This is a genomic window from Paenibacillus sp. UNC217MF, from assembly GCF_000686865.1.
Lineage (GTDB): Bacteria > Bacillota > Bacilli > Paenibacillales > Paenibacillaceae > Paenibacillus_B > Paenibacillus_B suaedae.
Window position 1 is genome coordinate 279,097 of sequence record NZ_JMLT01000008.1, and the last position, 13,286, is coordinate 292,382.

The window sequence follows — 13,286 nt, forward strand, 5'->3', positions numbered from 1 at the left end:
ACGCCACTTCGATTACGAAGGATGGCTGCATCCTTCTTCCTTATTTATGAACCATAATGACCTTATCCCGTTCCAAAGTACAACCTGAAAGTTAATGCGGTTTAATTAATTTTTATAATGGCATGCGCAATCTAATTAAATTATTTCGTTCACACGTTGGTCACACTTTCAAGTATGATAGAAGCAAACAACAACTATAACATTTCAACAGCATTTTCTTCTATAATTCGACCACCAATACCTGTTCATGAATCCACTCGCTTGCTGGACAATGTCCACGATTCCTTCATTTTGGGACTAAGTATGTTGCTTTGTATATGAACTCTTCCGAGTTTATATAATAGAGTTGCTAGAAGCTGTATCCATAGCGTCATCTAGGAGCTCCACTCTTTTATTTTGACAACTTCATATGGAAAGGAGGCCGACTTTAAGTTTAAAGGGTTTAACATTTCATTTGAATTGTTTCATGACATCCCATTATTCTTAGGAGGTTGATAGTGTGAATCAACTGCGTCTTTCCAACCCAATAACAACGAAGTTGCTTGTCGGTTTTGGTGCAATGCTCGTAACGGTTATCTGTATGGTGCTCTTTGCTGATAAAGCGTTTGGACATGGTTATATCGAAGGCCCTGCCAGCAGAGCTGCATTGTGTAAATCCGGTCAGAATACAAACTGCGGAGCGATTCAGTACGAACCACAAAGCTTGGAAGCACCGAAGGGGTTTCCTAATGCTGGACCTGCTGACGGCAAAATTGCAAGCGCTAACGGAGCCTTCCCTGAACTGGATGAGCAATCCGCAACTCGCTGGACTAAAGTCAACATCAATGCTGGACAAAACACGTTCAATTGGAAACTAACTGCAGCTCATGCAACATCAAGCTGGAAATACTATATTACAAAAGAAAATTGGAATCCTAATGCAAAGCTGACACGCGACTCCTTCGATCTAACACCATTCTGCTCCGTTAATTATGGTGGCGTACGTCCTCCATCGACGTATTCGGATACTTGTAATGTACCAGCTCGCACTGGCTATCATGTTATCCTTGCAGTGTGGGAAATTGCAGATACTCCAAACGCATTCTACAATGTACTCGATGTGAACTTTAGCGGAACGAACCCTGGCGACAACCAAGCTCCTACTGCACCTGCTAACCTGGCAGTGACTGCAACAACAGCAACAAGCGTGTCCTTGAAATGGGATGCTTCTAGTGATAACGTTGGTGTAACCGGTTACAACGTGTACAATGGCAACTCCCTTGTTGGCAACGTATCGGGATCCACACTTACGTATACTGTAAGCGGTCTCACATCCAATACTGCATATACATTTAGTGTGAAAGCGGTAGATGCTGCTGGCAATCAATCAGCTGCTAGCAATGTAGTAAGCGTTACCACACCTACAGTACCTGTTGATAATGACGCTCCAACTGCACCAACTGGCTTGCATGTAATGGGTACACCGACATCTACGTCGGTATCCCTGATGTGGAGCCCTTCCACTGATAATGTTGGCGTTGCTGGCTACCGCGTTTATCGTGGAGCGACATTAGTTGCAACTGTATCCGGCACAACAACAGACTATGTGGTTACTGGCCTCAGCCCGAAGACAGCGTACACATTTACTGTCCGTGCATTTGACGCTGCTGGGAATGTCTCTGCAGACAGCAATGCAGTATCCGCTACAACTGCTGATGCACCTGCAGTAGCTGCTTGGGTAGAAAATAAATCCTATGCAGTGGGCGACAAAGTTACTTACAATGGCACGGTATACGAGTGCCTCCAGCCGCACACGTCATTAGCTGGCTGGGAGCCTACTAACGTTCCAGCATTATGGGCTGTTAAATAAGATATAAGATATTCCCCCCCTTCCAAATAACAAGAAGAGTCGTCCATGTAATTCCCCGGACGACTCTTCTTTATTGATTGCGATTTAGATAATAATCCTTCATCTCATCAAGCGGTATAAATCATGATCTCATCTGCTCTTAGAATGATACGTCCGTCCACAGAAGCCTCGCCTTTGCCAATTGTGAATCCTTTTTTGCTCCGCAGTACTTCATAGCTGAGCTCTAGCTTGTCCCCTGCATATGCTCTCTCCATTGATTCCACACCTTTCAATGAAGATAAGAAGCCAAGACCACCCTGCTGACTCTGGACAGCTGTAAAAGCTCCTAGCTGGGCAAGTGCTTCAATAATAAGCGAATCCGGCATGAAAGTTGACGCACCCGACATAAACCATTCATTGTGAGAAATGAGTTTATATCCGTTCGCGGACGTACCCGGTTCAATCTGAGTGACGCGATCAATCATGAGAAACGGGTAACGATGCGGCAATATATCCATCACTTCTTGAATGTTCAACGTATCATCTCCTAGATATCATTCATCTATGTTTTCACCAATTATTTCATATAAGGATGTTGCTGTAAAGAAGCGATTTCCACGTAATGCCAGCCGCTTAGCTTCTCATTCATTTTACTTCTTTTTGAAATAAGTCTTGAATTTTCTTGTTACTTTGTAAAAAAACCGTTTGCTTTCCGGCCAGATAAGACCAAGTAAATAACCAATAACCCCTCCGACAATGGCCGGAACCAACCAGCCAATTCCTTGATTGTACAGCGGGAGCATCTTCAACCACGACAAAATCGTGTCGAACTGAATATCAGCTTGCTTCAATCCGTCGAATATACTGATGATGAACGTACCGACCAGTGCACCGACATATACCGATTGACGACCGCCGAACAAGCGATGTGACAGTGATAAAATGATCAATACAATGGATACGGGATAAATGATAAGCAAAATTGGGATTGAAATCGAAATGATCTTATTCAAGCCTAGATTCGCCACCAATAACCCCAGCACGCAAATGATAAATGCAATTTGGTTGTAAGTAAATCGGCCAAGTAGTGTTGAGAAATACTGACTGCATGCGGACACCAATCCGATGCAGGTCGTAAGACAAGCAAGCGTGACAATGGCAGCCAGCAATATTAATCCAGCTTCCCCGAACAACTGCTGTACGATTTGCGTTAGCAGCTGTCCTCCATTTGCCGCATAACCGAGTCCAGTCACACTTGTAACTCCCAAAAACCCGAGTGCTGCATAAACCAAGGACAGTCCAACACCTGCGATGATGGCTGCTTGTATAGCCGCTCTTGTAATCGTTCGCTTGTCTTGGACTCCTTGATCACGAATGGCATTAATAACAATAATGCCGAAGGCCAATGCTGCTATCGTATCCATTGTTAGGTAGCCTTCCATAAACCCTTTGAATCCTGGTGAAACCGCATATTCCTTGATAGCAGGCTGTGCTTCGCCGAGCGGCCCCATCATGGCAGCAATGAATAATATCGTAATCGAAATCAGCAGCAATGGTGTTAGGATATTGCCAACCCGCACTACGAGCTTGGACGGATTTAGACATAACCAATAAACAACACAGAAAAAGACGAGTGTGTACACGAACAAAACCCAACTGCTTGATTGCAGTGACTCAGGTACAAAAGAGCGTACCCCCATTTCAAATGCAACGTTAGCAACCCGCGGTATTCCCATGGATGGCCCAATGGACAAGTAGACAACAACCGCAAACAAGATCCCAAACTTAGGATGTACTCGACTTGCTAAGTGCTGCATATCTCGTCCGGATAGTGCAATCGCAATTACCGTTAACAATGGCAGCCCAACACCAGTCAGGATAAATCCTGATATGGCATATATGAAGCTGTCTCCCGCCTGTTGTCCTAAAATTGGCGGGAATATTAGATTCCCCGCTCCGAAAAATAGCGAAAATAGCATAAGTCCCACGAAAAACACGTGGCTTCTCGGCAATGACTTCATCTTTCTGTTCCCCCTAGACATCTAGTACATTTCTACAGCAGCATCCCCATACAACAAAAAAACCGTCCCTCGAAAGGGACGGATTCTATCCGCGTTACCACCCATATTCATGCAGCATGATGATAGACATTCACAATTGACAATGCATCTATCCCTCCTGCTTCATGCAGCTCTCTTCGCAGCGACTGTCGCAGCGATATCCGAATAACGGTGGATATTCCGGCGCAGCTTACTCATTCTCGTTCAGCCACGCTTCTCAGAGATGATGTTCAGGTATGCGCCGAACGTTGGCTTGCAGCACTTCACCAACTCTCTGCAGATCGGCATTCATAGCTTACTCGTTCTCTTCGTAGAAGTTTTCTTTCTTCAAGTTGTTTTCTATTGTCACATGAGCCCAATCTTGATGTCAATGTACAATATATCACAGTAACGAATGATCATGTACACATTTACAATTAATTCTAACTATTCCAATTCGATAAACAGAGCAAAATCCGCCCCATTGTTGCGGACGGATTTGCTCGAATTCTTACATGTAATTAAACATCAATTCGTATTGCCGTGCACCTATAATTGGTTCATAGTCTTCAAATATCGATAGATGAGCATTGCTGCTTGCGCACGAGTCGGAGTCTGATCGCTTCCAAAGCGTCCCTTACCGATCCCTTGAATCCAGCCCTGCTCTACCGTAAAAGAAATAGCAGCTTGCTTCGCCTGATCTAGATGATCCGTATCTGTAAAATGGGACTTCGCGGTAGTTGGCATTACTTTCGCAGACTTCTGAGCAAGCAAAGCTACCATTTCAGCACGTGTAAACGGCTCTTTATCTGCCTTAACTGCCGACTTACCAACACCGTCCATAACCTCATTCACGAATCTTTCATTCTTCTTCATGGAAGCTTCTGTGCCTGCATGATGTGGCAACCGATCGAGCATCATGAGGAAATGTGACCGAGAGATAATTGCATTCGGCGTGTAGAGTCCCTTACCCGTTCCATTTACAATTTGCTGTGCTGCCAGTACTTCAATTGCATCTTTGCCCCAGTGATTTGCCAAATCCGCAAAGCTTGGAGCGTTCTCATACAACGCATACGTTCCCGTCTGTTCAACAGTCAAAGCAAGTCCTTCTGCATTATGAGTTGCCATTCCTGCAACACTCCATGTCCCCTGTGCGTTTATCCGATACATAACTGTCTTGCGCAAATCCCTCACTTTCGAAGCGTCCCCTCGAAGCAAGAGGATAACTGGGTGAGTCAATTTGCCGCTCTCGTTATGAATGGCAACAAGGCTGGATACGAGATTTCCCTGGTCGCCACTAGCGCCTTCCCCTGTTCCTGCCTGACGCTCCGAACCCTTCTTGACGGATACAAGCAGCTTAAACTGATCTTCCGCAGCATAATCCGCCAAGGAGGCCGTTGGTATCTTTAATTCATATACTGCTGAACGAATATGCAGTTCTTTCCCAGAAGCTAGAAGCTGCTTCATCATCACTGCATGGAAAGTGATCGATACGTGAGTATAATCCTCGAAACGTACATTAGTAAGATCCATCTCAACTGCTGTACTAGCTTTACGCGTAAGCTGCTCACTCAGCCATTGTTCCAAGAGGGATACTTTAGCAGATTTAGAACCTGTCGCAGAAGCTGGCTGCTCTACCAGATACCCAATCGTTCGGTTATTAGCAATAACCGGTATCCGCTTATCCTTCTCAGGAATTGTTACGGGCGAACTGGATGATCCCCCGCCTGAAGAAATAGGAGGCTCATATGGATTAACATTTTTCTTACGCACCGTAACGGTTGCTTCTGCTTGTTTATCTTTATATCCAACTGTAATTGTTGCCGTGCCTTCGTTCCAACCCGTTACCCGCCCCTTATCATCTACCTTGGCAACTTGCTCATCTGAGGAATGGAACTGCAACGGCTCTGTAATTGGCGATAATTTAACTTCTCCAGCTTCATATACGATCGCTGCAACAGACAGTGGTGCTGAATCTCCCACATGTATTGCAAGCTTATCAGGGTACACTGTAATGCCTTGGAGTTCAGGCTCCCTTCCATCGTCCCCGCGATGCACGGTTATCGTTGCTTGATCACTCCACTGTTGGTAGGTTACCTGAACGACCGACACCCCTTCACTTACGCCTGTAACACGACCAGCTTGATCTACCTCGGCAATTCGACTGTCTGACGAAGTAAATATCAATCCTTCTGTTATTGGCATCGGTAGGAGGTTGCCATTCTCGTATACGGCCGCTGTTACAGTCAGCGTCGACTGTTCCCCCGCCTTCAGGGACACATCTCGCGGATGTAGAGCGATCGATGTAATATCCCCATTTTGTGCAGGTGCCTGATAGTTGATCGTAATCGTGGCCGACTTGCTTGTCGCTTGTCCATTCGTTTCCGCGACTGCATACAACTTGTTCGCTCCACGCTCCAATTCGGCTGATATCGCAAATTGCCCTTGCTGCACCGTTCCAGTTCCGACACGAACTTCTTGACGATATAAGTGAATCGTCGTTCCATCGGTTGGATATATTCCTTTCACAACAATATGAGCATCTGTAACTGTGCTGCCTGACACAGGTTCTGTAATTACCGGTTCTTCCACAATCTTTGTAACCTTGGCTCGAATCATGTAATTGCCATCGCTGTTCCCTATCTTCTTCCACGAACCGCGATCCAGCCTCCATGAACGCCCTGAAAAATTGCCAAGCTTCGTCATCGACAATCCTGGTACATTCGGCATGACACCATCCTGAATGTAGGCTACATAGAAATCACCGTTAACAATAATCGGATTCGGTATCGTTACATCTGTCCACGAACCATCCAGCATTGCCTTACCTTCATACGGACCGGCCATCATCTTGCCTGGAAGGCCATCAGGGCCGCTGGCATCATAGATGGCATACTTGAATTTCTCCCCGCCAGGATTCGGCCAACCTTGATCCCAGAAGAAGAATCTTGCACCTGTTACTTGTACGGGGCCGTCCGTTGTCATACGAACTGCAAACCCATTTCCAGATACAAAGAATGCCTTGGCATTATCAGCCACGCCATCATCGTAATAGATTTCATCTGCTGATCCTTGGAAGGTATGAAGCGTATATGAAACGTGAGTTGTATCGTTACCTGTGATCTTAATGTTGTCTTGAACCGATAAGTAGTTCAATGCGGATACCGATAGTTGATAGTCGCCTTCGTAGGCTTCGAGTTCAAATTGTCCCTCTTCATTTGTTTCAACTGGTTCAACACGAACATCATTTAATAATCTGATTGTCGCATGCTTCACCGGCAACCCTGTTGCACGATCCGTTATCTTACCGGTAACCTTGCCTTTCGCCAATGGCTGTAAATGAACATCCATCACCGTATCTTGATTTTGCTCGATGACAATCGGTCGCTGCTCTGTCTTATAACCATAAGCCTCCACTTGCAGCGTATATGCACCAGGCGGATGCTTCAGTGTATAGCCTCCGGTTCCTGCATCAGAGCGTGTTGCCCGCTGCGATTGCAAGACGCTGATGTCCGCCATTATCGGCATCCGGCCCTTATTTGACTGCTGCATCACGGTCTGCAGTTGCTCATCCGACTTCGCGGCATGATCACGCTTCGCTGATTTCAACATTTCTAAGGTAAAGCGTGCATTCCTTGCTCCCTGCGTATCATCATTTGCTTTCCCTGCTTGTCCGGCAGCCGACTGAGTAGAAGATGTCTTCGGTCTTGTCATCACCGGAGGGGTCTCCCTAACCTCCACATCATCAATGTACCAACCGAACTGGATCGATGGCTGCTTGCTCTCGAATCGGAAGCGTAATTTGATCTTCTCTCCCATGTAAGTATCAAGTCCAAGCTCTTCCAAATACCAGAACCTGCGAGGATGATTCGTATCATAGCCCTGCTTCGGATATTCAGCGAGCGGCTTCCATGTGGCTCCCTGATCCTTGCTTATCTCAACTGTTGCCTTATCTCCATCATCAATATCGTACCATTGTTGGAAATACAACGTCGCATGCTTCACCTGAGTCAAATCGATTTCAGGTGATACCAGGCTCTCATTCACATCGCCGCCATAAGGACCATTCAAGTTCGTGCCCCATACATTCTTGCCAGACACTGCTTTCTGCGGCCCACGAGTCGGATGTGGAACACCATGCTCCCATTCGTTTCCTTTCCCTTCAACAGTCCAGCCCTTATTAACGCCCTCGAAATCATCACTGAAGATTTCACTGCCACCCGTAAATGTCCAAGATACGATATCCGAATCTGAACTCATCGTATGACTGACAGTTCGCGCCTTTACCTTGTAATAATACGTCCCCTTCTGAGGGGTAGGCAGATCGGCAAAGTTATAGCCAGAGCTTGTGCCAATCTCGTCCCAATTCCCACTCAAATCCTTCGTACGATAAATGACATATTCCTTCAATGTCCCCGAAGGCGCCTTGTCAAAATCAAGAATGACTTTGCCTGGTGCGTTGCTCCTAGTCTTTATTTTAGGGGGAAGCGGAATTGTCGAATCAGGGGCTTGGATTTTAATATCATCGATGTACCAGCCCTCGTCACTGCCAAAGTCTCCTCGTAAATTGAATACAACGTAGATTTGATCCCCTGCATATGGGGACAAGTCGATATATTCGGTTGTCCACGTGGTGTTGCGCATCGTAAAGGTTTTTACCCGTTCGAACGTAAAGTTCGATTTCTTGCTGCCGATAAACACTTCTGCCCGATCAAAGGAAGCGCTCCACCAATCGCCAAGCTTATACCAATGAGCAAAGGATAAAACAGCGTGTTTCGTATCCGTCAAGTCAATCACAGGCATTTCAACATAGCTGTTAGTTCCATTCGGGTAATTGCCATCCAGAACGGTTGCCATTACTTTAGTGCCAGAGAATGCTTTTTTCGGTCCGCTTGTTGGAACGCCCCATTGCCATACGCCTGATGCATCTCCGAATCCAAATCCTTCTATCGAGGTTTCGAAATCTTGCGTATAGCCAACCTTGACTCCCTTCGATACCGTTACGGGATAGATGTCTGTCTTGGACGAGCTGCCTGCGAAATTTACTGCTTCTATATAATATTCAATACCATTCAATGACAGCTCTTGAACAGGGATAGCTCCCTCATATAAACCATTCATATGACTTCCGGAAGTTCGAAGCAGCGCGTGCTTACTCCAGCCGGTAGTCCCCTTCTCACGGACATAAAGGTTCACATCCGTAACACTCACATCGTCCTTCACACGTGCAAATATGTCCTTGTCCAATATATTGAACGTCAATACAATAGGCTCATGTTCAATCGTCGGAGTTCCCGCATTCAACCCATCGATCGTCACCTGACCAACAACCTTGCCCAGCCCTTTGTTCTGGGTTGACACGGCGTTGAGTGCATTAATAAGGCCTGAGCCATAGCCATTATTCGGCGTTTGTGGGAATTCATCGTCGGTTAATGCATCTGTAGTGGACGTCAATATGTCCCCTATATCCTTCACCTTTAAGCTGCGATTTGCCTGCTTAATCAGTGCAGCCACGCCTGCTGTATGCGGACTTGCCATCGAGGTGCCGTTCATGAGCGCATATTGTCCGCCTGGTACCGCTGAACGAATATGTACACCTGGAGCAGATACTTCCGGCTTCATTTGTCCATATGGCGTCGGCCCTTGCAGCGAGAAATCTGCCAGCTTGTTGTTCATGTCAACCGCACCTGTGGCGAATGATTCAGGGTAATTGCCTGGTGCTGCAATAGAGCCTGGTCCACCATTGTTCTCCGGGGGATGCGTATTCCCTGCTGAGAATGCCGGGAAGATATCGGCTGCGATCCATGCCTTCACGATATCTTGGAAGAACTCATTCTTGCCAGCAGGTACGTTCCCCCATGAATTATTCACGACATCGGGCGCAAGTTCGGGATGCTTCACTCCGTGCTTGTCCGTAGGTGCAAGAATCCACTCCCCCGCCTTAATGAGATCCGCATCTGTCGTTTGTCCATGCGAATCGAACACACGAGCCGCTATCCACTTCGCATTGGGGGCTACCCCAATCTTGTTGCTGCCATCCTTCTCAGAGCCTACCATTGTGCCCATAACGTGCGTACCATGACCGCTTCCATCCGTAGGCAGCTTCTTCCTCTCGATTGTGGCGTCGAACCAGCTTAGCTCTGGGTCCACGATGTCACCATTTTGATTCAGACCTCTCCATTTATGCTGCAGTGCCGGATGGGTTCCATCTACACCGGAGTCCATGTTGGCAACCACAACGCCTGTTCCATCGAAGCCAAGCTCCCACGCCTGAGCTGCGTTAATATTGCGCAAGTTCCACGGAACTTCTTGATTGCCAGCAGCAGATTGTGCTCCCGGTAGCTTCGACTTCGACACGATTTCAGATTGAAGCGTATATGTATGGTTAGGCAGAATCTTCTCGATTTCATCACGGGCTGCGAGCTTCTCCATGGCCGCCTTCGTACTGGTTACCGCAATCGCATTCACAATGTAATACGGATGGAATTCACGCACATCCCCAGCGAACTCCATTTGACGGAGCTGCTGAATAATGCCTGATTGCGACTGGTCTGCTGTGCTCATTAGCGAGTTCACAATGAAGTTGCGCACCGTGCGTGTCTGCTTCGCTGATGATTCTCCCTTCTGCTTAGACCATTGCAGCGCATGCTGTGAGATGGCTTTCATATCCGGCTGTTCCTTTAACTTGATGATGTACGTCTCAACCCCGTCAGACTGAAAAGCTTGCAACAGCTTGGGATCGATAACTTGGTGACCACCGTACGATGGCTTCGAATCCATAACTTTCTCATCGTACGCCATCGCAGCATTAGACCGTACAGTAGACGCGGATGAATCAACTGATGTACCAACTGCGGCATACGTAAACGCCGGCGATGTAAGGACTAGAATACATACGAGTAATGATGCAATCCAACTTTTCAACCATGATTTCACCTGCAAAATCAGTTCCTCCTCGTTATCTCTCAATCTAGCATGTCGGTTCAACTTCCTCTTTTTTTTGGGACATCTTGTAATCTATCATATTTGTTTCCCTCTTACAATAGTTTTGTATCAATGCAAAATTTGTTGCAAATTGTTGCATCCCCAGAAAAATGTGGTCATTTCGTCATGTCTATATACCAAAAAAGACCCAGTTTCGCGGCGTTCGCCTCGATACTGAGTCATCGAATTGTCGAGCAAATTGTAGAATGTTCGCTATCGGACTTTCTTGCCGATGTATAACAAATGGGTTCCTGTTCCTAACAGCGAAGGATCGGCAGCAGTATCATATAGCAACTGATAGAGTCCCTCGAGCTCTTGTTCGCCACGGCTCGACCAATATTGCCACTGCTCCGGTGTCAAATTTCCTCCTAGCCCAGAGGAGCTGATCAACTGGATTCCTTCAAATCCATGTTCACGCATGAATGGCATAATCTCTTCCACCTTGTAAAAATATGCGCCCGTAAATCTGCCTTTATCTGCATGATTAAATATTCCGGTATGTAAAAAATCTTGTAAAGCCTCTACATTGTCGAGCGGCTTCCAATTCTGTGGAAATTTAAGAGAGAGAAGGGTGTGTACAAGGCGTGGTCTGAATGCAACAAAGACGATACCACCCGGTTTCGTTACACGGTATAATTCTTCTGCGGCGGCTGCCCGCTCCTCTTCCTCCTGCAAATGATACAATGGCCCTAACATGAGAGCTGCATCATACTGTTCATTCGGTAGCATATGCAGATTCCTAGCGTCTGCGGCATAGAATCCGCGAAATTGTGCAGCGAGATTAAGCTCAGCAGCCTTATTCTCTGCAAAATCAACGGAGGCAGGTGTTAGATCAGTTAAGGTGACCTGATAACCAGAGCGAGCCAATTCCATCGCGTACCTCCCAGGTCCGGCACCATTATCCAGAACCTCCCCTTGTGATGGAAGATACCGTTTCATGTAATGCCAATTGATACGAAATTCTAAGCTCTCCCGCTCCAATCTTCCCCACTCGTCAAATCTTGTGTAATAATCAACGATTTCTTGCTGCATCTTAACCCCTCCTCTTTATCCCAAACCATGAAGTATGATTAAGCCCCTAATTGTGAGTCCCATACTCCTTGCAGCTTGCGCAAATAAACAATCTGTCCGGCGTGATAGGCAATATGAGCATTCATATTGATGAGCGTTGATTCCCAAGGTTCATCGGAACCAGGTCGTACAGACTCTTCCATTTTGCGCTCGCTGGACGAAGTCAATTCCTGCTTCCACTGATCAAGAACAGAAGCGAACCGTTGCAGCAGCTCTGACCAATCCTCCTCGGTTCTGTCAGACTTACCCAATCTAAAGGTTTCTTCATTTTCTATTGTCAGAACAGGGACTTGTTTTTGCTGAAAGCGAAGCAAGTAGCGTTCTTGCCAAAAAAGCAAATGTTCGGCAATCTCCCATATCGAGTGAACCTGATCATTTGGTTTCCATAGCGCCTGTGATGCGGACAAGCCTTCCAACGATGCGAATAATGGAGCGAACCAGCCTTTTTCTGAGGTGCAGACGAGAAATTGATCGAGCAATATTTCTTTCTTGTTCATTTTCTTTCTCCTCCAAACACTATATTTATACTTGGGGCGTCGATTGCATTCGCTTACGAGCGCGCGATCTCCATTTGTATAACAACCAGGTCCATACGGCAGATTCTGTGCTCTTATGCGTGGCTACATGATCTAAGAATATAAAGTCTGACGGCTCGACATGAATGCGAGCGAGCGGCTTTACTGAAGTGCAACTGGTCCATTCATCGAACGCGGCAACTTTCTGTTCGGGGCCGTTGAACGTATCCTTGGACAGCAAATAAATCGTCCCACTCCTCCACGGGTAGTTGGTGTCTTCAAACGTTTCTCTTGTTAAAGAGAAAAAATAAAATCTCTTATTCCGTAAGCTAATTACACATCCATTGCGAAAATTGATCTTCAGCTTCGCTCGGTCGAGCACGGCATAGAACATGGCCCAAATTCCATCACTAGTCGCAAAAACCGCCTCGGTCATGATCCCGTTGTACAACGTTTGCTGCTTCGTAAGCAACTCATTGATTTCTTGATGATTCGACCCATGAACCAGCACGTTCTCCGCAGTGACGATGTAACGTACAAATCGTTCTTTTGACAAAGAAGGAGCAAGCCGTACGATGCCATCTCCATCAAGCGCTTCCTGATATGCCCGCTTGTATCCCCTCTCTTCATCTTCTGTGCAGCTTAGAGGCGCTGTCGTTCTGAAAAGGATACGCAGCCCTAATTCCGCTAGAATTGTAAGCAAAGACACGATATCGATCCCCCTAAATGATCGCGATAGTAACCTGCAACCCTATCTTTAATACCATATTTAACCACACCAATTACTAATGTGCAATCTTTATAATTCTCATTAAGATACAATGAGTGCTGCGTTCCCTCTTCAACAAG

6 protein-coding genes, 1 pseudogene and 1 other annotated feature are annotated in these 13,286 nt (G+C 46.4%); of the genes and pseudogenes, 1 reads left to right on the forward strand and 6 read right to left on the reverse strand.

Annotated features, from left to right (window positions below):
• The first annotated feature begins 499 nt into the window (after positions 1 to 499).
• Positions 500 to 1,849, forward strand: coding sequence for a lytic polysaccharide monooxygenase (locus tag BP95_RS0104710; protein WP_028531524.1), 1,350 nt, complete (start codon positions 500 to 502; stop codon positions 1,847 to 1,849).
• Positions 1,850 to 1,956: 107 nt separating this feature from the next.
• Here the strand turns inward: BP95_RS0104710 and BP95_RS0104715 are convergent, their stop codons facing one another.
• The 6 genes and pseudogenes from BP95_RS0104715 to BP95_RS29545 form a co-directional block, all read right to left on the reverse strand.
• Positions 1,957 to 2,346, reverse strand: coding sequence for a 3-hydroxyacyl-ACP dehydratase FabZ family protein (locus BP95_RS0104715; RefSeq protein ID WP_036666737.1), 390 nt, complete (start codon positions 2,344 to 2,346; stop codon positions 1,957 to 1,959).
• Positions 2,347 to 2,556: 210 nt separating this feature from the next.
• Positions 2,557 to 3,849, reverse strand: a pseudogene (gene brnQ, locus BP95_RS0104720) (branched-chain amino acid transport system II carrier protein); the annotation flags it as partial.
• 71 nt (positions 3,850 to 3,920) lie between these two features.
• Positions 3,921 to 4,209, reverse strand: a binding site (T-box leader).
• Positions 4,210 to 4,416: 207 nt separating this feature from the next.
• Positions 4,417 to 10,803: a S8 family serine peptidase gene (locus BP95_RS0104725; protein WP_231515049.1), complete on the reverse strand. Its 6,387-nt coding sequence runs from the start codon at positions 10,801 to 10,803 to the stop codon at positions 4,417 to 4,419.
• Between the two features lie 261 nt (positions 10,804 to 11,064).
• Positions 11,065 to 11,883, reverse strand: a complete 819-nt coding sequence (locus tag BP95_RS0104730) for a class I SAM-dependent methyltransferase (RefSeq protein ID WP_021255074.1) — start codon at positions 11,881 to 11,883, stop codon at positions 11,065 to 11,067.
• Positions 11,884 to 11,921: 38 nt separating this feature from the next.
• Positions 11,922 to 12,419, reverse strand: coding sequence for a DinB family protein (locus tag BP95_RS0104735; RefSeq protein ID WP_028531527.1), 498 nt, complete (start codon positions 12,417 to 12,419; stop codon positions 11,922 to 11,924).
• Positions 12,420 to 12,444: 25 nt separating this feature from the next.
• On the reverse strand, positions 12,445 to 13,146 hold the full coding sequence (locus BP95_RS29545; protein WP_051613989.1) for a hypothetical protein: 702 nt from the start codon (positions 13,144 to 13,146) through the stop codon (positions 12,445 to 12,447).
• Positions 13,147 to 13,286: the final 140 nt, after the last annotated feature.

What these genes read in the sequence shown, in the direction of transcription:
- BP95_RS0104730 (WP_021255074.1), bottom strand. Translation starts at nt 11,883, where the DNA reads ATGCAGCAAGAAATCGTTGATTATTACACAAGATTTGACGAGTGGGGA.
- BP95_RS0104735 (WP_028531527.1), bottom strand. Translation starts at nt 12,419, where the DNA reads ATGAACAAGAAAGAAATATTGCTCGATCAATTTCTCGTCTGCACCTCA.
- BP95_RS0104715 (WP_036666737.1), bottom strand. Translation starts at nt 2,346, where the DNA reads ATGGATATATTGCCGCATCGTTACCCGTTTCTCATGATTGATCGCGTC.